General features: G+C 27.1%; 2 protein-coding genes. One reads left to right on the forward strand and one right to left on the reverse strand.

Annotation, left to right across the window (positions count from 1 at the left end; translation table 11 throughout):
- Positions 1-1,024, forward strand: a 1,024-nt coding sequence (locus JZO69_RS16540) for a hypothetical protein (RefSeq protein ID WP_207113906.1), incomplete at its 5' end; no start/stop codon positions are given.
- Positions 1,025-1,031: 7 nt separating this feature from the next.
- On the opposite strand, the gene JZO69_RS16545 is transcribed toward JZO69_RS16540, so the two are convergent.
- Positions 1,032-2,084: a polyprenyl synthetase family protein gene (locus JZO69_RS16545; RefSeq protein WP_207113907.1), complete on the reverse strand. Its 1,053-nt coding sequence runs from the start codon at positions 2,082-2,084 to the stop codon at positions 1,032-1,034.
- Positions 2,085-2,108: the final 24 nt, after the last annotated feature.

Here is a 2,108-nt window from a genome sequence, read left to right on the forward strand (position 1 = left end):
CTATAAATTATTTGGAGGTTACTTGATGAGGAAGCTAACACATTATTTAGAAAACAATTCATTATTATGCAAAAAGAATATAGTTTTTTTTACGTTACTTTTAATAAGTGGGCTGATTTTTAATCAGATATGGCACCATCCTAATTTTTATATCTATCAGGTTATATTACTGTGTATTATCTTGTTAGAAATACAAGCTATCCATATTTTTTTAATTGAATTCAAAAATTTGTCTAGACAGGCACAATCTGAAGCAGAATTATCTGGATCAATAAGGAAGTATGAATCTAAATTCAACAGTTGGCTCATCATATTTATAGGTATACCATTTGTAATTTTATTTATGGGATCGATTATTAAAAATGAATTCATCAAAATGAACGTCACTGGAATTTATGGTATTATTCTTGGCATAATAGCTTTTGTTTTAGGTATAATAGCATACGCTTATTATATTTTATTACTATCATTTATCAGAGATATTAGGTTCTTAGAATTTAGTATAAATGAATATGCTCCCGCATATAGTCCTATATATATTTCTATTTCAAAACTGCTGATTTTGATTGAGAAATACTTTTTTATTATCGGATTTCTCTATACTTTAATTTACTCGATAATGTCTTATAAGAGTATAGTTCTCAAAAGTTGGTCAATTAATTTTCATGTGAATAATGATTTAATGTTCTTTATTACTTGGAGTATAATTATCATATTTTTTATTCTTGGTTTTCCGTGTCTTACATTATTCTCAAAATACTTATTAAGAGAAAACATAGAAGTACTAAAAATCAAAGTAACACAGGATATTTTGAATCATATTAATTCATTGAACAGGGCTGAAAACATGGAAGAGATAAATGCACTAATGGAAATAATTGATAAAATTGAAAAATCAAAAAAAAGTCCAATCGAAACCTCAAATTCTTTTTTTAATAAGATCTTCTCTGCTTTTATCTCAACGATAACATTTTTGACACCATTCATGACCATATACATTGATTATATAAGTCAAAAAGGATAGCAATTTTTTAAATTTTATCTAAAGCAGTATTGATCATAAAATTAACGAATGTTTTTAATTCATCTGTGTACTTTTTATTATCTAAAATTTTGCTAAGTAACTCTATGGATTTGTTAATCTCAATATGAATTTCATCTACGTAGTCCATAATTTTTTTATGGATATCATACTTTGTTAGTAGCTGCGTTAAAGTGATTTTTGTAGAGTCTACTTTAGAAGAATTAACTAATTCATTGATAGTGAGTCTATCATTTTTACTTGCGAATCCATAAAGAAAGGCAACAATATAATTTTTTCTTGATACTTGAATATCTAAATTTTCAATTCCTTTATGAATTTTATTTTTGTTTGTATTAGAAAATGGCTCTAAATCATTAAGTATTTGAAAAATATAACCACTTAGTTGACCGACTTTTCCGACTAACTCAATAGTGTCGTTATTGTAATTCTTTGCGCTTGAAATAAAACCTAGTAAAAAGCTACTTTTTATTAGACTTGTTGTTTCATTGTCAATTATTTCTTTTATTTCATTTAAATCAAACAGCTTCTTATTTTTAGTTAATTCCAATTCTGACAATGCACCATATGACATTTTCGACAATGTATTTGCTAGAATATTGGTGTTCATTGAAGATAAATTATTATTCTTATCTGCATTAGTTGATATCTTTTCAAAAGATTTACCAATTAAAAATAATGAAGATAAAATGGCTTCGAAGCTACCATGTTGGACATGGTAGGAATCATTGCCCTTTCTTTTAGTGTCTCCATCAATTAAATCATCAATAATAATTGATGATTTGTGCAGCAATTCAACAGCATATGAAAGCTTCAACAGTTCATTGTAGCTCTCGTTTGGTTCTTGAGCATCGTCCAACGACAAATTTGCATAGTATCCCCATGCAACAAGAATAGGCCTTAAACGAGTTCCAAATTGTAATTGCGGACTAGATAAATGTAAATTAGAGTGTTCGAATTCTTCAGACCAGAACTGCTCAAAGCTATTAATAAAGGAACTTCGTGAATTTTTTGATAAAATCATTTCGTAATATGTTTTCAAAATAAACCTCCAAATAATTTATAG

The sequence above is a fragment of the Candidatus Enterococcus ikei genome, assembly GCF_017316105.1.
GTDB lineage: Bacteria > Bacillota > Bacilli > Lactobacillales > Enterococcaceae > Enterococcus_L > Enterococcus_L ikei.